Origin of the sequence: Rhizobium sp. RCC_161_2, assembly GCF_041355235.1 — a bacterium.
Classification (GTDB): domain Bacteria; phylum Pseudomonadota; class Alphaproteobacteria; order Rhizobiales; family Rhizobiaceae; genus Rhizobium.
The window spans coordinates 40,063-64,491 of the sequence record NZ_JBFUPL010000021.1 but is presented as its reverse complement, the minus strand read 5'-3'; the positions used below and the strand labels follow the sequence as shown (position 1 = coordinate 64,491).

At 58.1% G+C, this 24,429-nt stretch carries 24 protein-coding genes and 3 pseudogenes; 22 read left to right on the top strand and 5 right to left on the bottom strand.

Translation table 11 applies throughout. The annotated features are described in order from the left end of the window. Positions 1–396 precede the first annotated feature (396 nt). The 3 genes from AB6803_RS31155 to AB6803_RS31145 all read left to right on the top strand — a co-directional run bounded on the left by AB6803_RS31155 (position 397) and on the right by AB6803_RS31145 (position 2,390). Entirely contained in the window at positions 397–1,332 is a 936-nt protein-coding gene (locus AB6803_RS31155) for a TerC family protein (protein ID WP_371112474.1), read from the top strand. 75 nt (positions 1,333–1,407) lie between these two features. Further along, entirely contained in the window at positions 1,408–1,713 is a 306-nt protein-coding gene (locus tag AB6803_RS31150; protein ID WP_371112465.1) for a hypothetical protein, read from the top strand. A gap of 47 nt (positions 1,714–1,760) precedes the next feature. Then, complete coding sequence (locus tag AB6803_RS31145; RefSeq protein WP_371112464.1) at positions 1,761–2,390, top strand: exopolysaccharide biosynthesis protein; 630 nt, start codon at positions 1,761–1,763, stop codon at positions 2,388–2,390. Between the two features lie 304 nt (positions 2,391–2,694). On the opposite strand, the gene AB6803_RS31140 is transcribed toward AB6803_RS31145, so the two are convergent. Continuing rightward, positions 2,695–3,594 (bottom strand): LysR family transcriptional regulator, encoded by a 900-nt coding sequence (locus AB6803_RS31140; protein WP_371112463.1) that lies wholly within the window; start codon positions 3,592–3,594, stop codon positions 2,695–2,697. A 119-nt stretch (positions 3,595–3,713) separates the two neighbouring features. On the opposite strand from AB6803_RS31140, the gene AB6803_RS31135 reads away from it, so the two are divergent. From AB6803_RS31135 to AB6803_RS31085, 11 genes are all read left to right on the top strand, one after another. Further along, positions 3,714–4,646 (top strand): ring-cleaving dioxygenase, encoded by a 933-nt coding sequence (locus tag AB6803_RS31135; RefSeq protein ID WP_371112462.1) that lies wholly within the window; start codon positions 3,714–3,716, stop codon positions 4,644–4,646. Between the two features lie 104 nt (positions 4,647–4,750). Next, positions 4,751–5,440, top strand: coding sequence for a hydrolase (locus tag AB6803_RS31130; RefSeq protein ID WP_371112461.1), 690 nt, complete (start codon positions 4,751–4,753; stop codon positions 5,438–5,440). A 67-nt stretch (positions 5,441–5,507) separates the two neighbouring features. Continuing rightward, complete coding sequence (locus tag AB6803_RS31125) at positions 5,508–5,798, top strand: XapX domain-containing protein (protein ID WP_371112460.1); 291 nt, start codon at positions 5,508–5,510, stop codon at positions 5,796–5,798. After that, positions 5,798–7,780, top strand: a complete 1,983-nt coding sequence (locus AB6803_RS31120) for an amidohydrolase (RefSeq protein WP_371112459.1) — start codon at positions 5,798–5,800, stop codon at positions 7,778–7,780. Before AB6803_RS31125 ends, AB6803_RS31120 begins: the two co-directional genes overlap by 1 nt. A 104-nt stretch (positions 7,781–7,884) precedes the next feature. Beyond that, positions 7,885–8,511, top strand: a complete 627-nt coding sequence (locus AB6803_RS31115; protein ID WP_371112458.1) for a hydrolase — start codon at positions 7,885–7,887, stop codon at positions 8,509–8,511. Between the two features lie 25 nt (positions 8,512–8,536). Next, positions 8,537–8,968, top strand: a complete 432-nt coding sequence (locus AB6803_RS31110; RefSeq protein WP_371112457.1) for a DoxX family protein — start codon at positions 8,537–8,539, stop codon at positions 8,966–8,968. Positions 8,969–9,027: 59 nt separating this feature from the next. Further along, the gene (locus AB6803_RS31105; protein WP_371112456.1) at positions 9,028–10,611 is read left to right on the top strand and encodes a Na+/H+ antiporter; all 1,584 of its coding nucleotides are present in this window, start codon (positions 9,028–9,030) and stop codon (positions 10,609–10,611) included. Between the two features lie 166 nt (positions 10,612–10,777). Beyond that, the gene (locus AB6803_RS31100) at positions 10,778–11,686 is read left to right on the top strand and encodes a glyoxalase (RefSeq protein ID WP_371112455.1); all 909 of its coding nucleotides are present in this window, start codon (positions 10,778–10,780) and stop codon (positions 11,684–11,686) included. Between the two features lie 23 nt (positions 11,687–11,709). Continuing rightward, positions 11,710–13,146 (top strand): alginate export family protein, encoded by a 1,437-nt coding sequence (locus tag AB6803_RS31095; RefSeq protein WP_371112454.1) that lies wholly within the window; start codon positions 11,710–11,712, stop codon positions 13,144–13,146. Between the two features lie 24 nt (positions 13,147–13,170). Continuing rightward, on the top strand, positions 13,171–13,857 hold the full coding sequence (locus tag AB6803_RS31090) for a YoaK family protein (RefSeq protein WP_371112453.1): 687 nt from the start codon (positions 13,171–13,173) through the stop codon (positions 13,855–13,857). Positions 13,858–13,922: 65 nt separating this feature from the next. After that, positions 13,923–14,759, top strand: coding sequence for an alpha/beta fold hydrolase (locus AB6803_RS31085; protein WP_371112452.1), 837 nt, complete (start codon positions 13,923–13,925; stop codon positions 14,757–14,759). A gap of 146 nt (positions 14,760–14,905) precedes the next feature. Here the strand turns inward: AB6803_RS31085 and AB6803_RS31080 are convergent, their stop codons facing one another. Continuing rightward, entirely contained in the window at positions 14,906–15,799 is an 894-nt protein-coding gene (locus AB6803_RS31080) for a helix-turn-helix transcriptional regulator (RefSeq protein WP_371112473.1), read from the bottom strand. A gap of 287 nt (positions 15,800–16,086) precedes the next feature. On the opposite strand from AB6803_RS31080, the gene AB6803_RS31075 reads away from it, so the two are divergent. Beyond that, on the top strand, positions 16,087–16,920 hold the full coding sequence (locus AB6803_RS31075; RefSeq protein WP_371112472.1) for a helix-turn-helix domain-containing protein: 834 nt from the start codon (positions 16,087–16,089) through the stop codon (positions 16,918–16,920). 135 nt (positions 16,921–17,055) lie between these two features. On the opposite strand, the gene AB6803_RS31070 is transcribed toward AB6803_RS31075, so the two are convergent. Next, positions 17,056–17,652: an SDR family oxidoreductase gene (locus AB6803_RS31070; RefSeq protein ID WP_371112471.1), complete on the bottom strand. Its 597-nt coding sequence runs from the start codon at positions 17,650–17,652 to the stop codon at positions 17,056–17,058. Positions 17,653–17,773: 121 nt separating this feature from the next. Next, a pseudogene (locus tag AB6803_RS31065) lies at positions 17,774–18,336 on the bottom strand (transposase); the annotation flags it as partial. Between the two features lie 63 nt (positions 18,337–18,399). Here AB6803_RS31065 and AB6803_RS31060 point away from each other — a divergent pair. The 3 genes and pseudogenes from AB6803_RS31060 to AB6803_RS31050 form a co-directional block, all read left to right on the top strand. Then, positions 18,400–18,810: pseudogene (locus AB6803_RS31060) on the top strand (transposase); the annotation flags it as partial. 542 nt (positions 18,811–19,352) lie between these two features. Then, on the top strand, positions 19,353–19,814 hold the full coding sequence (locus tag AB6803_RS31055) for a mobile mystery protein A (protein ID WP_371112451.1): 462 nt from the start codon (positions 19,353–19,355) through the stop codon (positions 19,812–19,814). Then, positions 19,811–20,407, top strand: a complete 597-nt coding sequence (locus AB6803_RS31050) for a mobile mystery protein B (protein WP_371112450.1) — start codon at positions 19,811–19,813, stop codon at positions 20,405–20,407. The genes AB6803_RS31055 and AB6803_RS31050 overlap by 4 nt, the downstream gene beginning before the upstream one ends. 232 nt (positions 20,408–20,639) lie before the next feature. On the opposite strand, the gene AB6803_RS31045 is transcribed toward AB6803_RS31050, so the two are convergent. Then, entirely contained in the window at positions 20,640–21,677 is a 1,038-nt protein-coding gene (locus AB6803_RS31045; RefSeq protein ID WP_371112470.1) for a LacI family DNA-binding transcriptional regulator, read from the bottom strand. 160 nt (positions 21,678–21,837) lie between these two features. Here AB6803_RS31045 and AB6803_RS31040 point away from each other — a divergent pair. The 4 genes and pseudogenes from AB6803_RS31040 to AB6803_RS31025 form a co-directional block, all read left to right on the top strand. Next, positions 21,838–22,398, top strand: a pseudogene (locus AB6803_RS31040) (ATP-binding cassette domain-containing protein); the annotation flags it as partial. A gap of 127 nt (positions 22,399–22,525) precedes the next feature. Next, complete coding sequence (locus AB6803_RS31035; RefSeq protein ID WP_371112469.1) at positions 22,526–22,600, top strand: hypothetical protein; 75 nt, start codon at positions 22,526–22,528, stop codon at positions 22,598–22,600. An 8-nt stretch (positions 22,601–22,608) separates the two neighbouring features. Then, positions 22,609–23,388, top strand: a complete 780-nt coding sequence (locus AB6803_RS31030; RefSeq protein ID WP_371112468.1) for an ATP-binding cassette domain-containing protein — start codon at positions 22,609–22,611, stop codon at positions 23,386–23,388. Continuing rightward, entirely contained in the window at positions 23,388–24,392 is a 1,005-nt protein-coding gene (locus AB6803_RS31025) for an ABC transporter permease (protein WP_371112449.1), read from the top strand. The genes AB6803_RS31030 and AB6803_RS31025 overlap by 1 nt, the downstream gene beginning before the upstream one ends. Positions 24,393–24,429 lie beyond the last annotated feature (37 nt).

Below are 24,429 nucleotides of genomic sequence, written 5' to 3'. Positions count from 1 at the left end.
TCGAGTGGATCACGGTCTGTCATAAACCTTCTTCACACATCGAATTCCACATTCCGTTAAGTCGACGATGCCCGATGCTCTGTTAACGTTACAGTGCCGTGGTGCTAGCCTTTCTAAGCGATTGAGATCGGCTGTCAGCGACCTCACTCCCGGTGCCTGAGCGAACCGGGCTAGGCGTGGTGATGTTTAGAGCCAGAAGGCATCAACCAAATATCCCCCTTGAACTGCGGGAACATGACACCTATCTGCGGCTCAACCCGCTGGTCCGGGCCCCTCTGGTGAGAGCCGTCGGCGCTCTTGCGATGTCGGACCTTTTCCGACACCGTGCGCCGACTGAGGTTCTCCTTCGTGGAAACATCATTGTTTTTCGTTGAGTGGCTGGGAAAGCCGCTCTGGATGTGGGCAGGTTTCATTGCCCTCGTCATCGCTATCCTGTCGTTCGATCTCGGCATCCTGCATAAGCAAAACAAGGAGATCGGCGTCGGCGAGAGCATCAAGCTATCCGCCCTCTACATTTCTCTCGGTCTCGCCTTCGGCGGCTGGGTCTGGTGGTATCTCGGCGCCGATTCCGGCCTTGCCTACATGACAGGCTTCGTCGTCGAAAAGACCCTGGCGCTCGACAACGTCTTCGTCATCGCCTTGATCTTCTCCTTCTTTGCCGTCCCGCGTCTTTATCAGCACCGGGTGCTCTTCTGGGGCATTCTCGGCGTCATCGTGCTGCGCGCCATCATGATCGGCGTCGGCGCGACACTGGTGGCTGAATTCTCGTGGCTGCTCTACGTCTTCGCCGCGTTTCTGATCGTCACCGGCATCAAGATGCTGGTGATGAAAGACGCCGAGCCCGACGTTTCCAACAATTCCCTCGTCCGCTTCATGCGCAATCGGTTCAACGTCACCGACAGCCATCATGGCGAACGGTTCTTCGTGAAACAGGCCCATCCGAATACCGGCAAGATCGTCTGGTTCATCACCCCGCTCTTCATGGCACTGGTGTTGATCGAAGTCGCCGACGTCATCTTCGCCGTGGACTCGGTTCCCGCGATCTTCGCCATCACCACGGATCCCTTCATTGTCTACACCTCCAACATCTTCGCGATCCTCGGCTTGCGCGCCCTTTATTTCGCGCTGGCGGCGATGATCCATCGCTTCAAATATCTGAAGCCAGCCCTGGCCATCGTGCTGGTCTTCATCGGCTCGAAGATCTTCGTTGCCGACATGCTGGGCCTGGAAAAATTTCCGGCTGCCCTCTCGCTCGGGATCACCTTCGCGATCATCGCAAGTGGCGTGGTCTGGAGCCTGCTCAAGACGCGCGACACGGCGAACAACGCTTAAAGCCCACGACGCACCTGCCCATGTGGCAGGTGCGCTGCCCCTCATCTCCCAACAAACGCCCAACAAGGAACAGACATGCTCTCCAATTTCATCGCATGGCTCTTTGCCACTTTCGCCATCGCTCCCCTTCAGGCAGAGATCGAACAATACGCGGCCGCCGCAAATCTGCCGGTAGAGATCGTCCAGCAATCTCGGACGTGTTTGTCATCGCAAATCCCGCTGCTGGTGCAACGTGCATCGCAGGATAGTTACTGGACCGTCACCACCATTGTCGGCGTGGCGACCGGCTGGAGCGACCCGGCGGAGCTGCTCGACAAGAGCAATCCAGCTTGTGCAGCTGTTATCGGCCTCATTGAAAACAAAGCCGCTAGTGCCACCTGATAAATTGCAAAGCCGATCATTCCCCGGATTCGGAGTAGCGAGATCACATGACTGAGCAGGCAGCCGGCGCGGCACCACAAGAAGAGATGGCATCGGTTCGCCTGAAAGAATTGGCAAGGCTTGCACAATCGCAAGGCGGTGTCAGCGTGAGGGAGGTGCTGTCCGGTCTTGGCCGGACCAGCATGGCTTTCACCATTCTTTTTCTGGCACTGCCTGCCCTCACGCCGATACCCGGACCTTTCGGGATGGTATTCGGCAGCGCGCTTGCCCTTGTTGCGGTGCAAATCGCCATTGGACGTCAGACGCTGTGGCTTCCGGTGTTCCTCAACCGGCGCAGACTGTCGTCGGCAGTCGTCGATCTCGTCGTCCGCTACAGCGTTCCGATCATCACCAGAGTTGAGGCAATTATCCGCCCAGGCCGCCTGGCAATGTTCACGGGCAGGATGATGCAGTGGCTGCTGGCATTTCCGATTTTCGTGTTGGCGGTTGCTATCGCGCTGCCAATCCCGTTCGGCAATTTTCTGCCGGTTCTTGCACTGACGGTGATTTCTATCGCCCTGATGGCAAGAGATGGGCTTGTGACCCTGGTCGGCCTCATACTCTGCCTACTCGCATTCGCCGCCACCGCCGGGTTGGTGCACGTCGCTATCGCGAGTTTGAGCGGGATCGGCTCATGAATATGTAGGCTGCTCTGGCTGTCCCTGATGCAAATCCGCACCAAAGGTGCGATCACGGCCTGATTGCCCGACGTCAATCTATCCGGAGCAGCATTTGAACAACTGACGCCTTGAGCGGATTTGAACGTTCAGTCCACCGTTCCGTTGAACCAATGAGATTTTCTACGAAAACCGCGAATGGTGGTCTTGAAGGGAGCTGAACCGCCGTTTTAGGAAAGATGCGATTTCAGGTGGACAGGCCCGATTGGCGGCGTGCCACATCGAACCCGTGCACAGCTTGTCTAGCATGATAGCTCGACGTAACTCATTCCATAGTGGTCATGAACGCAGGGACCTGCTGCTCGAAGAACTTAGAGAACGACGCGATGCGCGGCGGCAGCGACTGGTATGGCGGATAATAGAGGGTCAGCCATAGATCCGGCGGCGACCAGTTTTTCAGAACATGAACCAGCCGCCCGGTGCGCAGATGCTCTGCGACATGGAACTTCGGCAGCATGGCGACACCGACCCCGTCGGCCGCCACGCTCGCCAGGACTTCGCCGCTGTTGGCGCTAAACGCCCGCCCCGCTGAGATGTTGGCACTGCCGCTTCCATCGGACAATACCCAGTTCTCCCGCCTGCTCTCGCCGCCATATGCAAGGCAGTCGTCAGGGGTCAGCTCGCCTGGATGCTTCATCTCCGTGAACCGGCTCCCCGGCGCGGCGACGAGGATTCGCCGGACCACGCTGATTTTCCTCCAGATCGTGAACTTGTCGGATGGCGCCGCAGAGATCCGGATCGCGAGATCATAGTCGTCGTCGATAATGTTGATGAGCCCATCAGCGAGTGAAATCTCAAAACTTATCTTCGGGTACAACTCCTTGAACCCGGTCAGGATCCGAGGCAGGGCCTGTTGCCCGAACCAGGTCGGCGCGCTGATCCGCAGGCGACCATGATCGGCCTTGTGCGTGTTCATAATGTCAGTGCGTGCATTCTCCAACGCTTCCATCGCCGGCTTGATCTGGGCCGCATAGATCGCGCCGTCGGTCGTCAATGAAACCTGCCGTGTCGTCCGCACGAAAAGCTGCACGCCCAACTCGTTCTCGAGTGCGGCAATCGCTCTGGTGACCGCCGCTGGCGTCATATCGAGCTCGCGCGCGACTTGCGCAAAATTCCGCTTTTCCGCAGCCATCAAGAACGTCCTAAGCGCCCTGTAGTCGTTCATTTTATTATTTCACCTTGAGCAATTCACTCGGCATTTTTATTGCAATTCCGGACGGTAGGCAAGCGAAGTAGTGTCCGTGCATCCCAAACGAACGACATCGGCCATTGAAGGAAAACATCATGATCAAGGATATCAAAGGACTGCACCACGTCACCTCGATGGCTTCGGACGCTCGCCGGAACAATGCGTTCTTCACCGACACACTGGGGCTTCGCCGCGTGAAGAAGACCGTGAACTTCGACGACCCGGCGGTCTACCACCTCTACTACGGTGATGAGAACGGCACTCCCGGCACGGTCATGACCTATTTTCCGTTTCCGGACATGGCACATGGCCGCCCCGGCGTTGGTGAGGTCAGCGAGACGCAGTTTGCGATTCCTAAGGGTGCCCTCGCTTTTTGGCAGGATCGCCTCGCCGCAAAGGGTGTCAACCTTCTCGAAACAGACACCGCCTTTGGCAGCAACCGTCTGCGCTTCAATGGCCCCGATGGGGAAGGGATTGCTCTGATCGAAACGGCCGACGATTTCCGTGCTGCCTGGAATGGAACCGGCATTTCCGACAGCGTCGCTCTCCGGGGCTTTTCCGGTGCCCGCTTCCGGCTGCATGATGCGGCCGCCACAGCCGAGCTTCTCAGGTTTATGGGCTACGAACGGACCGAGACCGAAGGCAACGTAACACGCTTCGTCATCCCTGACGGCAACGGTGCCAATACGGTCGACCTCGAGGTGCTTCCACAGACACCATATGCAAGGCAGGGCGCGGGTTCGGTGCACCACATCGCCTTTGCCGTCGAGAACCGCGCGAAGCAGCTCGAAGTCCGCAGGGCGCTGATGGACACCGGCTATCAGGTCACTCCAGTGATCGATCGCGACTATTTCTGGGCCATCTACTTCCGCACTCCCGGCGGCGTGCTCTTCGAGGTCGCCACCAATGAGCCGGGCTTCGATCGTGACGAAGACACGGCGCATCTCGGCGAAGTTCTGAAGCTGCCAGCCCGCTACGAGCCATTCCGTGAGCAGATCGAGGCCGGACTGCCCTCTCTCGCGGCATAAGACTGATCGATCGTCCTTTCAGACAAATCCGCGGCAAAACGTTCAAGACGCGCCGCCGCCCCTGCCCCATTCAAAGCCAATCCAATGCAGAAGGAAAATTCGACATGTCCGACAAGCTTAAGGTCCTGACCCCTCAGAACAGCCAGATCATCTTCATCGACCAGCAGCCGCAGATGGCCTTCGGCGTCCAGTCGATCGACCGCCAGACTTTGAAAAACAATGTTGTCGGCCTCGCAAAAGCCGCCCGGATTTTCAATATCCCCACCACGATCACCACCGTCGAGACTGATTCTTTCTCGGGAAACACCTTCCCCGAATTGCTCGCGATCGTTCCTGAGAACGATATTCTCGAGCGCACCTCGATGAATTCCTGGGATGACCAGAACGTCCGCGATGCCCTTGCCAAACATGCCGCAAACGGCCGCAAGAAGGTCGTGGTCGCGGGTCTGTGGACCGAGGTTTGCAACACCACCTTCGCACTCTCCTGCATGAACGATACCGATTACGAGATCTACATGGTGGCCGATGCCTCCGGCGGTACATCCGTCGATGCGCACAAATATGCAATGGACCGCATGGTGCAGGCGGGTGTCGTTCCGGTGACCTGGCAACAAGTCCTTTTGGAATGGCAACGGGACTGGGCCCGCAAGGAAACCTATGACGCGGTCACGTCGCTGGTGAAGGAACATTCCGGCGCCTACGGCATGGGTATCGACTACGCCGTCACCCACGTTCACGGCGGCGCCGAGCGGGTCGGTCACGGCAAACGTATCGGCCCGAACCCTGCCAGGTAAATACGGCATTGCTCCGGCGGTGCGCCAGCTGCCGGAGCAGCATGCTTCTCAAGCGAAAGTCTTCTCCATGAAAGTCTATCTCCTGTCACTCGGTGCCGGCCTGCTGGTTGGCGTGATCTACAGCCTGCTCAATGTCCGTTCGCCGGCCCCGCCGGTTGTCGCTCTCATCGGCCTACTTGGGATTCTCGTCGGCGAGCAGCTCGTGCCATTGGCAAGAAGCGTCTGGGCTCGTGAGCCTGCCGCTGTTTCCTGGCTTTATCAGGTAAAGCCACACATGTTTGGACACCTTCCGAAAGGCGGGACAGATGGGGTGGAGATGAGCCCCTCCCGTGAAGAACCGACATCGAGAAAAAGCTGATGACGACGCGTCGCACATTCTTGGGCGCAGCATCGAGCCTCGCCTTTTCAAATCTGTTTTCACCGGCTGATGCCGCCGATCCCATCAAGGCCGGAGCCGCTGCCATGCATGCAGATATCGTTCTTCGCAACGGGTTAATCACGACGCTTGATCGCACAAATCCGAACGCCACCGCGGTGGCAGTCAAGGATGGCCTGTTCCTAGAGGTGGGCAGCGACAGCGATATCATGGCGCTCGCCGGACCGGATACGAAGATCGTCGACCTCGAGGGCAAGCGCGTGCTTCCCGGCCTGATCGACAACCATACCCACGTCGTACGTGGAGGCCTCAACTTCAACATGGAACTGCGCTGGGACGGCATCCGTTCGCTCGCCGATGCCATGGGCATGCTGAAGCGGCAGGTGGCGATGACCCCTGCGCCGCAATGGGTGCGCGTCGTCGGCGGCTTTACCGAACACCAGTTTGTCGAAAAGCGCCTGCCGACGATCGAGGAGATCAACGCCATAGCGCCCGACATGCCAGTCTTCCTGCTGCACCTCTACGATCGGGCCTTGTTGAATGGCGCGGCACTCAGGGCCGTGGGCTACACGAAGGACACGCCGAACCCGCCCGGCGGCGAGATCACGCGTGACGCCAATGGCAATCCTACCGGCCTGCTACTGGCCAAACCGAACGCCGGCGTCCTCTATTCGACACTCGCCAAGGGACCGAAACTGCCCTTCGATTACCAGGTCAACTCCACCCGTCATTTCATGCGCGAGCTCAATCGGCTGGGCATCACCGGCGTCATCGATGCCGGCGGCGGGTTCCAGAACTATCCGGACGATTACGCGGTCATCCAGAAACTGTCTGACGAGAACCAGCTGACCGTCCGCCTCGCCTACAACCTGTTCACCCAGAAGCCGAAGCAGGAGAAAGAGGACTTCCTCAACTGGACGGCCTCGGTCAAATACAAGCAGGGCAACGATTATTTTCGCCACAACGGCGCCGGCGAAATGCTGGTGTTTTCCGCCGCGGACTTCGAGGATTTTCGCCAGCCCCGCCCCGACATGCCGCCGGAGATGGAAGGTGAACTCGAAGAGGTGGTGCGCGTCCTCGCCGAAAACCGCTGGCCGTGGCGTCTTCACGCAACCTATGACGAAACGATCAGCCGCTCACTCGACGTCTTCGAGAAGGTCAACAAAGATATCCCGCTCGAAGGCCTGAACTGGTTCTTCGATCATGCCGAGACGATTTCCGATCGGTCGATCGATCGCATTGCAGCACTCGGTGGCGGCATCGCCACGCAGCATCGCATGGCCTATCAGGGTGAATATTTCGTCGAGCGATACGGGCACGGTGTCGCTGAAGCCACTCCGCCGATCCGGCGCATGCTCGACAAGGGTGTCAACGTCTCGGCCGGCACGGATGCGACCCGCGTCGCCTCCTATAATCCCTGGGTCTCGCTGTCATGGATGGTCACCGGCAAGACTGTCGGCGGCATGCAGCTCTACCCGCGTGCCAATTGTCTCGACCGCGAGACGGCGCTGCGGATGTGGACAGAGAAGGTCACCTGGTTCTCCAATGAGGAGGGCAAGAAGGGACGCATCGAAAAGGGTCAGTTTGCCGATTTGATCGTTCCGGACAAGGACTTCTTCGCCTGCGCCGAGGACGAGATTTCGTTCCTGACGTCGGAACTCACGATGGTGGGCGGCAAGTTCGTCCACGCTGCCGGCACTTTTGCCACTTTGGATGAGAGCGATATCCCGCCCGCCATGCCGGACTGGTCACCGGTTCGCAAGTTCGGCGGTTATGCCGCCTGGGGTGAGCCCGACGGTGCAGGCAGACACTCGCTGCGCCGTACGGCGATCGCCTCTTGCGGCTGCGCCAGCAATTGTGGTGTCCATGGCCACGATCATGCCGGTGCCTGGACATCGAAGCTGCCTATCGGCGACCTGAAGGGCTTCTTTGGCGCTCTGGGCTGCTCCTGCTGGGCCGTCTGAGAACGCTGTCTACCAATACGAACTCCCTCTTCGACGCAATCTGTAGGGGGCTTTCCCAACGAACGATGAGGCTAGGCGAAAATGGTCGCAGCCGGGAGACAATCATGTCCGCAATTCCACTCCTTGAACCCGCTCAGCCAGCCGTCTTGATGATCGATCAACAAGCCGGTCTCGCCTTTGGCGTCGGGTCGACGGATCGTCAGGTCCTTCTCAGCAACATGGTTGCGCTGGCAAAGACGGCGAAAGCATTCAAGCTCCCGGTGATCGCTTCGACGTCGGCCTCGAAGGTCTATAGCGGACCCATGATGCCGGCAATTCAGAGCGTCATGCCCGAGGTCACATCCATCGAGCGCCGCAACATGAACGTATGGGAAGACGATGCAGTAAAGGCAGCGGTCGCACGGACTGGCCGCAAGACACTGCTGGTTTCGGGGCTTCTGACGGAAGCCTGTATTTCGTTCCCCGTGCTTTCGGCACTTGCCGAAGGTTACGCGATCTCCGTGGTCGCCGACGCATGCGGGGGTGTGACATCCGATAGCCATAACCTTGCGCTGCGAAGAATGGAGGCGGCGGGTGCAACAATGACGTCCTGGCTGCAGGTGTTGCTCGAGCTTCAGCGCGATTGGACAAGAAAAGAAACCTACAATGATGCGCGAGCGATCGTCGAAGCGCACGCCGGCGGTTACGGCATTGGTCTTTCCTACGCCCGCGACATGATCCACCCGCTCTGACCACAGGTGCTTTGAGGATACTCATATGACAACCATAAATGATCAAGATGCCGGCGGCTCCACAAGCAAGGCTTTCGGCGCCGAATTCCTGGCGTTGCTCGCGCTCTGCTCCGCCTATATCCAGGGCCCGCTGACGAAGGCTTTCGACTTCCAGGGGGCAATCGCCGAAATGAACCATTTTGGGCTGGCTCCGGCGCCACTCTTTGCAGTCGGGGTGCCCGTCTTCGAACTCGCCATGTCTGCCCTGATCCTTTCGGGGCGCTTGCGCTGGCTGGGGGCTCTCGCGCTGGCGATATTCACCTTGATGGCGACATACCTTGCCCTGCGTTTCTGGGAAATCCCCGCCGGCCCCGAGCATTCGGCAGCCATGAACGGCTTCTTCGAGCACATAGGCCTTAGCGGTGCCTTCGTCTTCATCGCCCTTGCCGACCTACGCAAACGCGCGGACCGAAAATAGAGCGCCTTGTCCGATCCCTGCCATACGATCCCTCACCGGATGAAGAGTTCCGCATCATCATGACCTCGGAAGCAACCTATAAATTCATTGCGTTCCTGCTGATTGCGACGATCGTCCTGGAACTGATCGCCCGCCGTCTGCGGCTGCCTCCGGCAGCCTCATTGATCGTCGGAGGGATCGTGCTTGCCCTTATGCCGGGCATCCCATCGATTCATATCGATCCGGATCTTGTCATGCTGGTCTTCCTTCCACCGCTGTTGATGAGCAGTGCCTATTTCACGGTGTGGAGCGACTTCCGGCGCCATTTCGGCGGTATCGCGTCACTGGCCCTGGGGGCCGTCGCTTTCACGACCCTTGCGGTAGCACTTGTATTTCACCTGCTGGTGCCGCAGCTTCCCTGGGCCGTCGGCTTCGCTCTCGGTGCAATCGTGTCTCCTCCAGATGCGGTGGCCGCCGGCGCGATTCTCGAGCGGCTCCAACTGCCAAGCCGCATCACCACGCTCCTTGAAGGTGAAAGCCTGGTGAACGATGCGAGCGGCCTGGTCCTTCTGCGGTTTGCCGTCGCCGCGGCAATGACAGGAACCTTCAGCACCGTCGGGGCGCTCGGCGCGCTTGCATGGGTCTCGACTGGTGGCATCGCAGCCGGCCTGCTGATTGGCTGGCTCGGCTTGATAGCCATACGCAAACTTGGCAACAGTGAGCTGGTCGTCACCGCGACGCTTCTGCTTGCCGTGGTTTCCTATATCTCAGCGGAAGCGATGGGCAGCTCGGGCGTTCTTTCGACGGTGACGACCGGCCTGCTTCTCGGCTGGCATCAGCATGGAACCTTTTCGGCTGAAACGCGGGTCCGTGCCCAGGCGTTCTGGGGAATACTGGTGTTCCTGCTCGAGTCATTGCTTTTCATTATGATTGGATTGTCTCTGCGCGGCGTGCTCGAGCGGATCGGCGGGCTTCGACATGGCGCGAGCGAATTATGGCTGCCAATCCTTGCCGTCGTTGTCACCGTAATTGTGGCGCGGTTTGTCTGGATGACCGGAGCCGGCACATTCCGTCGGCTGCTGCGCAAGGAGGGACAGCGACCCGACGCGACCTCCACCTTCGCAACGACAGCCATCATGAGCTGGGCCGGCATGCGTGGAGTCGTGACTTTGACCGGTGCACTTTCGCTTCCCGCCGACTTTCCTGGCAAAGATATCCTGCTAGTCGCCGCCTTCGCCGTCATTGTCGTGACGGTGCTCTTGCAAGGCAGCACCTTGGGGCCTCTCGCCTCGCTTCTGAAAATCATCAATCCCGAAGAGGCCAGGTCCATAAAGGATAACGCAGCCGCTGCCTGGCGGCGGGTGGCCGAAGCGCAATATCGGGCTGTCCAATCTCTCGCACTCGGGAAAGATGGTGTGATTCACCACCCCCGCCTTCTCGAACAATACGATCACCGCGCCAAGGTGGCGGCATTATACGAGGCCGACCCGACCAAGCACGATGACATCAAATCCCAACATTTCGGGGCCGTGCTTGCGGCCAACAGAGCCGGTCGGGCGGAGATTTTGAGAATGCACCGCGCCGGCGAGATCCACGAAACCGTCATGCGACAGCTCGAGCATGAACTCGACCTCCAGGAAATGGCGGCGCAAAACCGCAGATAACCAGCCATCCAAAGTATACGCCAGTCGCAGTTCGACGTCTCTAATTATTGCAAATTGGACAATTCAATCGAGAGTATTGTTGCAATTGTTCGCTGATAATGCCCGGGCCACTATCGCTTCATAGACAAACGCCTGCCCAAACAGATTTAACCATGAGGATGAACCCATGATCTTTCCATCAGCTGGATTGAAATTCGCCGCCGCCATTGCCGTCGCAACGATCCTTGCCTCTTCGGCTACGGCCGCCCTGGCTGCCGGCAAGACCCTAGCGGTTGGTCCCCAATATGATACCACTCATGTCTATGTTCCGGTGGCCGACGTCGATGCCTTTGCGGCAAGTTTCGTTGCCACATTCGGCGGTGCATCGACCAAGCAGATCGTCGCCACGGTGACGCCGACACCGAGCAGCACGACCTCGCAACTGATCCAAACGCCCGCAGGCACAGTCTCGCTGTTCGGCTTTAAGACGCCGATCCCTTACCCCTTCGGCAGGGAACGGACAGGATATCTCGTGACGGACATGGACCGTGCGATCCGCGATGCCCGAAACGCCGGAGCCTCGGTGATTGTCGATGCCTTTCCTGATCCGATCGGCCGCGATGCCGTCATTCAATGGCCGGGCGGCGTCAACATGCAGCTCTACTGGCACACCAAGGCGCCGAACTATTCCAAGTTCGATACGGTTCCGGAAAACAAGATTTATGTTTCAAAGGATTCCGTCGGCGCCTTCATTCATGATTTCCTGACCTTCTCAAAGGGCAAAATCGTATCCGACGACAGAAAGGCGCCCGGCGTAGAGATCGGTCGCCCGAGTGACACCTACCGGCGCATCCGCATCACGTCGGACTTCGGCAACATGTCGGTCCTCGTCACCGATGGCCACCTTCCTTACCCCTATGGCTACGAGACGACCGGTTATGAGGTGAAGGATCTCAATGCAACCCTCGCAAAGGCTGCCGCTTCCGGCGCGACGGTGCTGATCCAGCCCTACAAGTCGGACACGCGTCAGGCAGCCATCGTCCAATTCCCCGGCGGATACATCGCCGAGATCCACGCACCGCTGATCTCTCAGTGACCGACCGTTTGGAGCCTGCCCCGATGACGCAGAATATCTTTCCCATCCCTCGGCGCAGGACGTCTCGCGCTGCGGTTGCCGCGATACTTCTGCTCTCATCCACGGCAGGCGCCTCGTCCGCCGATATCAATCCCAAGGAAGCACCGAAGAGACCAGCAATCAAGACCAACCGCTGGCAGGAGGACTGGTCTGTGCTTTCAGATCCTACCCTGAGAACAGAACCCCTTGATCGCTTGAAATATATTCAGCTCAACGCCGCTGACCCGCACAGCTACGTATCCTTCGGCCTCACGGTTCGGGAGCGTTTTGAAAGCAACGGCGCACCATCCTTCGGTATCGGGGGAGCAGAACACGATTCCTATCTGTTGCAGCGAGCCCAGATCCATGCCGATTTTCACATCAATGACAATTGGCAGCTCTTCACGCAATTCGAGGACGACCGCGCCTTTGGCAAGACGACCATTGGCGGGGCCGACCAGGACCGGGTGGACCTGCGTCTGGCTTTTCTCGCTTACACGCAGGATTTCGAGACCGGCACATTCAAGGCGCGCATAGGACGGCAGGACTTTGCCTTCGACTTGCAGCGCTTCGTTTCATCGCGCGACGGACCAAATGTCAGGCAGTCCTTCGACGCAGTTTGGGCCGATTGGGAGACGGGTCCCTGGCGTTTCATCGGCTTCGTCAGTCAGCCGGTACAATATAGGGACGAAAAAGCTTTCGATGACACATCGAGCGGCGACTTCCGCTTCAGCACCGTGCGCGTCGAGCGCCAGGTGCTCGGCAAGAACGAGCTGTCCGCCTACTATTCCCTGTACCAGAAAGACAATGCCCACTATCAGGACGGCGGCGGCTACGAACAACGCCACATTCTCGACGCACGGTTTGCCGGCGCCGGCGATGGCTTTGATTGGGATCTCGAAGCCATGGGCCAGGCAGGTACGATCGGCTCGAAGGATATCCGTGCCTGGGCCGGCGGCGCACGGACAGGATACACGTTTGAGGATGTCGACTGGACGCCACGCATCGGCATTCAGGCTGACATCGCCTCTGGCGACAGCCATTCCGGTGACAATACGGTCGGCACCTTCAACCCGCTCTTTCCGAACGGCTATTATTTCTCACTGTCCGGCTACACAGGCTATGCCAACCTCATCCATCTGAAGCCGTCGGTCACCGTGAAGCCGACCGATCAGCTTACACTCACGGGCGCGGTCGGCCTATTGTGGCGCCAGACGACCAAGGATGCCGTCTATGTCCAACCCAACGTCGCCGTTCCAGGCACGGCAGGACGCGGCGGGTCATGGACAGGCGCCTATCTCCAGGCGCGCGCGGACTACGCCTTCAATGCCAACCTGACGGGCGCCGTCGAGGCAGTTCATTACGACGTTGGCGAAACGATCCGCCAGGCCGGCGGCCACAATAGCAACTATCTCGGCGCCGAGCTGAAATTCTCCTGGTAGCGGGATGGCAAAGGAAAAGCACAGATGAAAAAAATCTCTCTCGCGACAGTTTTGAGCTTCGACGCCGGATACGTCGACACAGCAGGCTTTCTGGCGCTTCAGGGGCTGTTCACGGCGCATGTGACAGGCAATTTCGTGACATTCGGCGCAGCCGTGGTGCTCGGCACGTCCGGGATCATTGCCAAGCTCCTCGCTCTCCCGGTCTTCTGCGCCGTCATTCTCGTGACCAGACTGGCAAGCTTCTGGCTCACCGCGCGCAGATACCCGGTTTTAGGCACGATGATGAGGGTGAAACTGCTGTTGCTGATCGTAGCCGCGGTCCTTGCTGTTTCCTATGGTCCTTTCCCGAAGGGAGATGGATGGCCGGCGATCCTGACCGGCATGGTGCTCGTGGCCGCGATGGCGATCCAGAATGCCGCACACAAGATCCATCTTGCGAAGGCACCACCGACGACGATGATGACCGGTAACACCACTCAGATCATGATCGACGTGGCTGATGTCATTCGCGGCGAAAGCCTGGAAGCGAAAAATGTCGCCAAGAAGCGGATGATCAAGATGCTGACGAGCGTCTGCGCATTCGCCATCGGCTGCGGCGTCGCCGCCGCGGTCTTCATTTGGCTTGGCGTCTGGTGCCTTGCGATCCCGCCGCTGCTCGGTCTCTTGGCCCTGATGGCGGAGGTCGAGACACCGGAGGGCGACGCAAAATAGCCGCACACCCGCGATTCTGCGGCCAACATTTCTTCCACCCCACCTCAACCAAAGGAGACAATAGAATGGGCTACATCACCACCAAGGACGGCGTCGAGATCTTCTACAAGGATTGGGGGGCGAAGGATGCTCAGCCAATCGTCTTTCACCATGGCTGGCCACTCTCGTCGGATGACTGGGACACACAGATGTTGTTCTTCCTGTCGAAGGGTTACCGCGTCGTCGCCCACGACCGTCGTGGTCACGGCCGTTCGGCACAGGTTTCCGACGGGCACGACATGGACCACTATGCCGCCGACGCCTTCGCTGTCGTCGAAGCGCTCGATCTGAAGAACGCTGTCCATATTGGCCATTCGACCGGCGGGGGAGAAGTCGCCCGCTACGTTGCGAAATACGGCCAACCGGCCGGCCGCGTTGCCAAGGCTGTTCTGGTTTCCGCCGTACCGCCGCTGATGCTGAAGACCGAGACAAATCCAGGCGGCGTTCCGTTGGAAGTCTTCGACGGCATCCGCAAGGGCGTCGCTGAAAACCGCGCGCAGCTGTTCGTCGACTTCCCCACCGGTCCGTTCTACGGATTTAACCGGTCGGGCGCGAAGGTCTATCCGGGAGTCATCCAGAATTGGTGGCGCCAAGGCATGATGGGAAGCGCCAAGGCCCATTACGATGGGATCAAGGCCTTCTCCGAAACAGACCAGACGGAAGACTTGAAAACGATCACCGTTCCAACCCTCGTCATGCATGGTGATGACGATCAGGTCGTGCCGATCGATAATGCCGGACGGCTGTCCGCAAAGCTGGTGCAGAATGGCACTTTGAAGGTCTACAAGGGTTATCCCCACGGCATGCTGACGACCCATGCCGATGTCCTGAACGCCGATCTCCTGGCGTTCGTCGAAGCCTGATTGGTCAGTCCGGGTGCGGCATTAGTGCCGCATCCGGACCGCGCGAAACGCGCCCGAAGTTGTGTCACCAAAACGTTTATGGTTTCTCTTCGTTGAACCGAGATCAGTAACGAACTTGGCGCAGCGCCGCCCAGTCGCAGAGCCTGCTAATGCCGATTGCGCGAGCGCCACTCCGCCGGAGCGATGCCCAAGGCCTTCGTGAAGGCCTCGATGAATGTGGACTCATCCGCAAAACCACATATCGTAGCCACCTGGGCGATGGTATCACCGGTCCTGCTCAACTGTGACTGAGCCGTGGTCACCCTGTACGCCGACATCCATTCGACGACAGACTGCCCGGTTGTATTCAAGAAGCCTGAACAGAGCTCATCCACTGAGAAACCGGTGGCGTCAGCAATCTGATCGACTGTCATGTTGGCCGACAGATTTGCGGCCATGTACGTCTTGATGCGCTTTTCCTGCATGGGAGACAGGCGACCGCTGGCCGACAGCCGCTGGGCGGGGGAGCGCCCATAACGATGGGCGAGATGGGCATTTAACGCCAGCCCTATGTGGGGAAGCAGTTGATCCCTGACTTCGTCCGGCATGTCGAACATCGGCATCAGTGCTCCACCAATATTGCGGATCACCTGATCGTCAATCCCTCGGTAGGTCGCAAGGTCATCGACGCGCGGTTCGCCTGCCTCCTCGGTGAGCTCAGCAAAGTGCGAACTCGGGATGTGAAAGGTTAGTGCTTCAAAACGACCCCGAACAGAAATTGCCGCTCCATGCTTCAGACTGATGAGACAGATTGAACCTTTGGGATAGGTCTTCAAAGGTGCGGCGGTCTGGTCCGGCCAGATGTCGCGATGATCAACATCGACGAGATAAAGCATGATCAGGTAGGCGTCGTCCGCCGGAAGGTAGACCGGGTGCTCTGCCTCTCCATAAACGTGGTCAAGATGGACGACAGTGAGCCTTGCCTGGTGAAGGGGCCTGATGACGAGGGCCCTCGCCGCACCGATGCCAAAACAAGTCGCAATCCTGTCGCTGACCGCCAACGCTTCACTCAAATGTGTCTCGATCCTCCGGGCTTGGAACGGTATAGCCCGACCGTTGCAATGCCGTGATTTGAGGGTTCCTATACATCTTCAAAGCATCTATCTTGCACAAAAGGATCCTTGTCGATGAGGTTCTGCAAATTTTCCAGAAGGCTGCGCCGAAGATCTGAGCCGTGAAATGGGTCTAAAAAAAACGAAAGCTGTGCGTCTTGGTTCCTATTCCTGACAGTCACGTGAAATTGCTCGGCACAACCGCAACCGACACGTTCGGATGCCCTCTAAAACAGTTGTCGATCAACCAGGCGCTGGCAGGATCCGATATTGCGGTCTTTCGCAAGGGAACGAGCGTTGCGCGGCTCGATCAAGTGATGACATCGGCAAGCGATCGAGGTTTTGTTGTTGGCGTATCTTCGATCGGCGGTCACACGCGACGGATTCATCACCAACATCATGTGACTACCCACGACTTTGCGGAGAACTCGATCTATATTCGCGATCTCTCCGAGGCCTATAAAGCGGATCTCAGCGGTTCTTTCGATTTTCTCCTGTTCGAAATCTCGCCTGCGGCCCTTATCAGAATCGCCGATGGTGCGGAACTTTCCGGCATCACCTCCCTGGCGGCCGAAACAGCCTCAAAAGATATCGTGCTGGCCAACCTTGCGCGCGCACTGATCCCGGCGCTTGAAAAGCCGGAGGAGGCAAGCGCGCTGTTCATCGACCAGATGACGACTGCCATCGGGACCTACCTGGTTCAACGCTATGGTGGTCGATCTGCTGCAGTTTCCAACAGATCGCGAAGCCTATCGCGCACGCATGAGCACCTGGCGAAAAGCCTGCTTCTCGAAAACCTTGAAGGCGACATTTCGATCGAGCAAGTTGCGCAGGCCTGCAATCTATCGCGCGGCTACTTTATTCGTGCCTTTCGCGAGACGACGGGCATGACGCCTTATCAATGGCTTCTCAGCCAACGAATAGACCGCGCCCGTACTTTGCTGCGCACTTCAAATACTCCACTCGCCGAAGTCGCCATCGCCTGCGGCTTTGCCGATCAAAGCCATTTCACAAGAGTTTTCGCAAGTATCGTTGGCGCGACGCCTGGCAATTGGCGGCGTAACGTGTAGTCCATTCGAAACGGACCCACCCGACCAGCTGCGCATCGGAGCCATGCAGATTCAGTTCGGCGCTCTGATCGCGCCGAGTCTAATTGGGTCGAACAAGCTGGTCCTTGTCTAATCCTCTATCTGCAGATGCGCGCCTCAGACGAGGCGCGAAGCTCCGTCGACATTGAGAACGGCGCCGTTCATCCAGCCGTTGGTCATCAAGAACACGACCGCAGCGCCCGCTTTCTCGGCGGTGCCGAGACGGTGGAGCGGCAACATCTGCTTGAGAGAAGCGACATAAGAGTCGCGGCCATCGCCCAGCGTCTTGGAAAGGATCGGCGTGTCGATTGGGCCGGGAGACAGGGTATTGACGCGACGCGGTGCGAGTTCCAGGGCAAGGCCACGGCCAAAGGATTCGATTGCAACAGAGGCGGCTGCCAGGACGGCGACCCCATAAGCATTCGGACGGTCCGCGAGGGCGCCGGAAATGAGTGTGATCGACGCATCAGGCGCCAGCTTGTCGCCGAGAGCCCGGAGGACATGGACGGCTGCCCAGATGCGCTCGTCGAAAGCACTGTGCAGGTACGATACGTCGGCCTCTAGAACCTTCCCGGCCACAAACGTTCCGACGAGCAGGATGAGATGGTCAACACGGTCCATCGTCGAGACTGCCTCGGCAATTGATTGAGAGTTCGTGACGTCGGCTGTGAATCGGCTCCGAACATTCACCCCGCTGACATCCGCGACAACCATTTGGAAACGCAGTGAAAAATAAGAAATTAAGTGGGGTTCTTCCCGAGCCGGCCGCAATCATGCTTTCGCGCGTAATTTCGTAATAGGATCAATACGTTGAGTTCCCTCCTCGAGGGGTCAACCTTCGGAGCGGCTTCACACGCACGGAAAGACCTTCCTCACGATAAAGGCGGTAGATGCGGTTGACCCCGGACGGCTCTCCATCCCGCCGAAGCAGGATGAACAATCGACGATATCCGAAACGCCGACGCTCATTGGCGAGGTCACGCAGTTTCGCCCGTAATTCTATCTCCGGCGGTCGACTTGACCGATAACGGATCGTCTTGCGGTCGGCGGATATGATCTGGTAGGCCCGTCGCTCCGAGAGACCCATCACGGCCTTCAGATGCGCAACGGCGTCACGCTTGGCGGCAGGCCCTACCATTTTTTTGAAAGAAGCTCGCGAAGTGCGGCGGCATCCAGCATCTGCTCAGCCAGCAGTTTCTTTAGCCTGGTATTCTCGTCCTCAAGCGCCTTCAGACGCTTCGCCTCGGAGACTTCCATCCCACCGTATCTGGCTTTCCAATTGTAAAATGTTGCTTCCGAAATCCCATGCTTGCGGCACAGATCGGCCACCTTCGCGCCCGCTTCCTGCTCCTTCAGCACCGCAATAATCTGCTCTTCTGTGAACCTCTGCTTCTTCATTCGTCCGTCCCTTAGTAGGCCGGACTCTAATCTATTCTGGAGGAAATTCTCAGTGGCAGGTCACTGTGGCGCGCCGTCGATCAGGACGGTTTCGTTCTCGATGTTCTGGTGCAAAGCCGCCGAAATGCAAAGGCCGCCAAGCGCCTGATGCGCAAGCTCATGAAGGGTCAGGGACGGTCGCCGCGTGTGATGATCACCGATAAGCTGCGGTCCTACGGCGCAGCAAAGCCAGAGATCATGCCAAGTTTAGAGCATCGCTCCCACAAAGGGTTGAATAATCGGTCGGAGAATTCTCACCAGCCAGTCCGGCGGCGAGAGCGGATCATGAAGCGCTTCAAGTCACAGCGACATCTACAATGCTTCGTCTCCATCCATGATCCGATCGCCAACCTATTTCAAATCCCGCGCCACGACATCTCTTCCGGCCACCATCGCGAACTGCGCACGGCGGCGATGAGGCTGTGGGCGAAATTGCTCGAGCATGAGAGATATCTGCAGATGGCGTCTTTCGCTGGCCTTTCCTCCGTTAAGTTTACGATGCCCCTGAAAGAGTTTGCCGTCGATCGCAGCCACATCAGTGCATATTGGCCTGAAAGCCGGCGTGGCAATCCAAACGTCAAGGCGTTTGTCGGCTTTCTGGCGGAGATCTTTCCGAACCCGACGCCTTGGGACATGCGCTTCCAACAAGCCTGAACTCCGCTGTCGAGCATTGAAATTGGCAGTGATCGAAGTTTCACTGCTCTTTAGCCGATCGGCGTCAACGTCGGCTTGCAGCCTATCGAGCGCTTTCAACGCGGTCATACGGTGCGAGCAGCCGATATCACCTGATATCCCTTGTCGAGCTTGCAAGCGGCGCCAGACCGACCAAGGCCTGACTTGCTCTACTTTCATCGCAGACTATACTCTGATTTTACCATTCGTACTATCATATTATAGCCTGATTTTATCACGTTGATATTCAGCCTGTATCCTGATATGAAATAGCTAACTATCAGCCTATGGCCTGAGAGAACGAAATGAAAAGCGATAGTCGAAGAAGGGGCCGCCTGCGCCTTGATGAAAGGCTTCGGGCACTCCACCCGACTGACCGATTCAAGGCGCCGCCGAAAGGATGGGTGCGCGCGCTACGCGATGCGCTCGGGATGACGGGCGCCCAGCTTGGCACGCGCCTTGGCGTGCGGCCGCAAACCGTCGAAGCCATCGAGAAATCGGAAGCCGCAGGGACGATCCAACTTAACACCTTGCGTCGCGCAGCTGAGGCGCTGGATTGCACACTCGTCTACGCACTTGTTCCCAACAGCTCACTCGAAGCTGTTATCGAAGCGCGCGCAAGGAAAATCGCAACGCGCGAGCTTCACCGCGTCTCGCACACGATGCGGCTCGAAGCCCAGGGCACGGATGATGTGGACTTCGAGGCCCGGGTCCAAGCATACATTCGCGACAGGCTCTCCGAGCGTGACCTCTGGAATGAGACATGACCGACCTGTTTCAGGAGCCCGAGGACGCAACACCCCTCGAACCGCAAGAGCGAGAGGGTCTGCTTCAGACTTGGATAACGCACCGCCGCGATCTCAACGAGGCCGAGCAGGAAAACATCGTCTCGGGCGCAGCCTGGGCGCGCGGGCGCCGACGCGCTTCGATTGAGCGAATGCTCAGCGAAGACTTCATGCGAACCTTGCACAAGCGGATGCTTAGCGACGTATGGGAATGGGCCGGCACCTTCCGAACGACGGAGCGCAACATCGGCGTCCAAGCCTACCGCATTGGAATGGAGCTCGCGAGCCTGTTAAGCGACGTCCGATATTGGATTATGCATGAGACATTTTCGCCGGATGAAATTGCCATCAGGTTTCACCATCGCCTGGTTGCGATCCACCTATTTCCAAACGGAAATGGGCGTCACGCTCGCTTGGCAGCTGACCTTCTGATCGAACGTCTTGGCGGCGAGCGTTTCAGTTGGGGCGGTGGTACGCTCGCCGACGTTGGTGAATTGCGCACTCGCTACGTCGCGGCACTTCGCGCAGCTGACAACCATGATACTGCGCCGCTCCTAGAATTTGCACGCACCTGAGAGACTCCACCATTGCCCATTGCTTCCTTTGATGGGAGTCGAACCGGTGATCCCGCGATCGAAATTTCAATATCAACGCTAATTAAAGAAGCGATATCAGCGGTTTGCGAGGTTTGTGGCGGCAAAGCTGAATTATGGAACAAGTCACTATAGTCGGTGCGATCTGTCTGTGGACACCGCTTTGACAGGCTGGCGCCGTTCATCGGTCCTGAGATAATCGGAACCTCTTTCCTCAAATGTTTGCAGCTGTGTGTATGTCAAAAGGAAGCACGTTTTGCGTCATCCCAGTCGGCTCCCCTTTGTTCATGGCGGCATCTCCCATGGCGCGCACCAGTGTCTCCGTTAGTTGACGTGCAGGATGCGAGAGGACGACCTTAAGCAGTCCTTCCGCTAAGCCAGCACGCGTTTCGTTCGTCAGTTCATGAGCCACGACAACCAACCTCTGAGCTACGGGGCTACGGTCCTCCCGAAGGGCTTGCATTACCCCTGTCACTCCACCCCCTGCAACGTACAGGCCGACCCAGCGCTCTTGCGACGCTAGAAGTTGCTTTGTCAGCGCGTAGGCCGTCTGCGGCTCCTCCATCGTCGCCAACGTCTCGAGCATCCGGAATTTCGGTGCCGCCTCCCGGAAATACGATCGAAAGCCCATCTCGCAAAGCTCTTGGGCGAGATAGCGATGGCTCCCGACGAATACAGCAACTTCGCCCGGCCTTGAATTGAGATGTGCTATGAACCAGGCAGCTGTCCTTCCCTTCTTGGCACAATCATTCCCGACGAAACCTGCTCGCTCCGTGGCGGATACGTCAGAGATCATTGTGACGACGGGGATGCCATCAGCGGCAAGGTCGGCAATCGCATGATTGACCTGTGGGTGGTCCGACGTGATCATCCCAATGACGTCAGCCTCGCGACTCAGTGCACGAATTGCGGCAGCCGCTTTGTCAGGACTGAGGTCGTCCATAAACCGAACAATCGCTCGCCCATGGGCGTCGGGGTAGGCGTCGACAGCCTTCGCGAGAAGTTCGCTCCACATCTGGTAGAGCTTTCGGTGCTGTTGCTTGAGCAGAAAACCGAATTTAATGACCGGCTTGTCCGCTTCGATGCGCCGTTTGATCGCCGTCAGACCGTGAAACCCGATGCGCTCGGCGGCCTCGAGAACGAGTTCGGCTGTCTTCGGTCGCACAGGATGGCGGCCATTGATGACCCTGTCCACCGTCGAAATTCCAACATTTGCTGCCTTTGCCAGATCGGCAATCGTCGGTCGCGACACAACATATTCTCCCATTTCATGAAAGTCATTTTGAATGAATTTGAGAGAAAAGCATAGACATAAATTGACATAAATTGAGGAAGTAGACAAAGAATGGAAACACAAAAGACGCCTTGCGGCGCCGGGCTTGGGAGAGCCTGTGGTTAGGAGGAATATTCATATGACTTCGGTGGGAGGAGCCCCGGCGACATCATTCGCTGCGGCCAAGAACGAATTTGTCCTCGAAATGCGGGATATTACCAAATCTTTTCCGGGCGTCCGCGCACTTGACGGTATGAATCTGCGCGTCCGGGCAGGCAGCGTCCACGTCCTGGTCGGCGAAAACGGTGCCGGCAAATCGACGCTAATGAAGATCCTAAGCGGCATTTACGCCATCGACGACGGAGAGATTTTCTTTCAAGGCGAGAAGCTCGACCATCAAAACGCGGCCGCAGCGCTGGATCGCGGCATTTCGATGATCCATCAAGAACTCAGCCCGGTCCTCGATATGACCATCGCCGAGAACATCTTCCTCGGCCGTGAGCCGACGATCGGGCGAAAGGGCGTGTTCGCTTCGTTCGTTGACTTCGCCCAGATGAACGCTGACACGCAAAAGCTTCTCGACCGACTTGGCCTCAAATATTCGACCGCCACGAAGATGCGTGATCTTTCGATCGCGGCTATTCAGCTGATCGAGATCGTCAAGGCGATCTCGCGCGCAGCGTCTCTCGTCATCATGGACGAGCCGACGTCGGCAATCAGCGACACTGAAGTATCCATGCTTTTTCAACAGATCGCCGACCTCAAGGCAAACGGCGTTGCGATCATCTACATAACCCACAAAATGGACGAGATTTTCCAAATCGCGGATGACATCACCGTCATGCGGGATGGTCAGTTCATCGCGACAGGCCCTTCGAGCGACTACACCGAAGCCAAGCTGATCTCTCAAATGGTTGGTCGGACCATTTCAAGTATTTTCCCGAAAGAGGATGTGCCCATCGGTGACGTCGTTCTGTCCCTTGAGAAGGTCAGCCGCGCCGGTGTCTTCGAGGACGTCAATCTGACGGTGCGCGCGGGCGAGATTGTTGGATTGGCAGGATTGATCGGTGCCGGACGAACGGAAGTCGCCCGCGTGATTTTCGGGCTCGACACATACGACGCCGGGACTATTCGACTTAATGGCACGCCGATCAAGGTCGGCTCTCCGACTGATGCAATCCGCCACGGCATCGCCATGGTCTCGGAGGACCGGAAGGCCGAGGGGCTCGTGTTGTGCCGATCGGTCGGCGAAAACATCTCGCTCGCCAATCTGAAGAAATTCGCGTCAGGGCTGTTCATCAGCGAGCGGCGGGAGGAAACAGCCGCGCAGCGTATGATCAAGACGCTGCAGATCAAGACGCCGAACACGGAGATGATTGTCGAAAACCTGAGTGGCGGCAATCAGCAGAAGATCGTGTTGGCGAAATGGCTGCTGGGCGATCTCAAGCTCTTGATCTTGGACGAGCCGACGCGCGGCATCGATGTCGGCTCCAAGTCCGAAATCCACAAACTGATGACTGAGTTTGCCCGCCAAGGCCTGGCGATCCTCATGATCTCTTCGGAACTGCCCGAGGTTCTCGGGATGAGCGATCGCGTGATGGTGATGAGCGAGGGCCGGGTTGCTGGCGAACTTACAAGAAGCGAGGCGACGCAGGAAAGCGTCATGCGCCTTGCAACGGGAGGACACTGATGAGCATTGAAACAGCAACCACAAGCGGCAAGCAGGGCAAGGCGTCGCCCCTGAGCAATGTGAGCTTTGCGCAGATTTACCGCAAGTACGGAACAGTGCTGATCTTCATCGGCATCTGTATTCTGGCGTCGCTTCTAAGCCCGACGTTCCTGACCGAAGCCAATTTGACCAACGTGCTACGCCAGGTCGTGGTCGTCAGTCTTCTTGCCTGCGGCGTCACTTTCATCATCATCCTTGGCCATATCGACGTGTCGCTCGGGTCGGTGCTGGCACTTTGCGGTGTGATGGCGACAAGCGTCATGGCCATGACCGGCAGCGTGGTTCTTGCCGTCTGTGCCGGGATCGCCGTCGGCATCCTTGCCGGCCTGATCAATGGCTTTGTCATCACGTTCTTCCGGATTCCGTCTTTCATCATGACGCTTGCGATGACGACGGTCGCTCGTGGCGCGGTGCTGCTCTACACTGGCGGCTCGCCGATCACCGGTCTTGGCGATTTCAAGATCATCGGTCAGGGTTCGCTCGGTCCAGTTCCGATTTCCGTGCTCATTCTGGTGGCTTTTGTCATCTTGTCATGGGCTCTTCTCAACAAGACGAAGTTCGGGCGCTACGTTTACGCGGTGGGCGGTAACGAGCGGGCGTCCAAAGCTTCCGGCATCAATCCCGATAGCATTGTCGTGAAGGCGTTCATTTACAACGGAATCCTCTGCGCGGTCGCAGGGATCGTGCTGATGTCGCGCATCAATTCCGGTCAGCCGGCAGGCGGCGTCGGCTACGAATTCGACGCGATCACGGCAGTCGTCGTCGGTGGTACAAGCTTGATGGGCGGAACCGGAACGATCACCGGCACAATCATCGGCGCAATGATCATCGGCGTCATCAACAACATCCTCAATCTCCTCAATGTCAGCTCGTACTGGCAGCAGATTATCAAGGGACTGATCATTGCGATCGCGGTCATCCTCGATGTCTGGACAAAATCGGCCCGCAGCAAAAAGAAGGCCTGACACCGTTCGGGGCCGCACCACAAGGGCGGCCGGGACC